Source organism: Bacillus sp. I-2, assembly GCF_001974945.1.
GTDB classification, from domain to species: Bacteria; Bacillota; Bacilli; order Bacillales; family Bacillaceae; genus Bacillus; species Bacillus safensis.
The window spans coordinates 1-803 of the sequence record NZ_LZRW01000018.1 but is presented as its reverse complement, the minus strand read 5'-3'; the positions used below and the strand labels follow the sequence as shown (position 1 = coordinate 803).

Below are 803 nucleotides of genomic sequence, written 5' to 3'. Positions count from 1 at the left end.
TAAGGTGTTTTATATCCAGCATCTACTGCGACTACATTGGGTTTTCCGACTTTCTTTGTCACCTTTGATACGAGTGAATCTAACATACGACTATCATGAACATTTCCACCAGTGACCAGTGTTCCTAAAATAAATCCTTTTGAATCACAAGCCGTATGAAATGAATAAGCAAATAACTTTTCACGTTCATCCTTTACATAGTAGCCACTCTCTGGGTCAGTTGTACTGACCTTGATTTCTTTTTTCTCTTCTTTATTCTGTAGGGGTAACGGCTTTTTTCCATGTTCCTCACGATCAACATTGATCTCCTCATGAAGCAGATTTTGATAACTTCTCGTTTCTACTCGAACAATTTTCTTTTCAAGTTTTTTCTTATTGGCGTTCGCTTTTACATGAGTTGAATCAATGAAAGCAATAGATGGATCAACAAGGCCTTTTTTCATCGCTTCTCTTAAAATTCGATAAAAAATTTGTTCGAATAAATCTGTATCATGAAAGCGTCTCACGTAGTTCTTACCGAAGGTAGAAAAGTGCGGAATTTTCTCAGAAAATCCATACCCAATAAACCAACGATAAGCAACATTGGTTTCAATTTCTTTAATGGTTTGACGCATAGAGCGGATGCCGAATAGGTATTGGATCAAAACCATTTTAATAAGAACAACGGGATCCACACTTGGTCTGCCGTTATCAGAACTATAATGATCTTTGACAAGATCATAAACGAAATCAAAATCGATCGCTTGATCAATTTTTCGTACAAGATGATCTTCAGGCACTAATTCATCTAAGGCCACGACTTC

Annotated in this window: 1 protein-coding gene; it reads right to left on the bottom strand. The window is 36.6% G+C overall.

The genetic code is table 11. The features are described 5' to 3' along the window. A partial coding sequence (locus BAE31_RS06265) for an IS1182 family transposase (RefSeq protein ID WP_139336373.1) occupies positions 1-803 on the bottom strand: 803 nt, incomplete at both ends.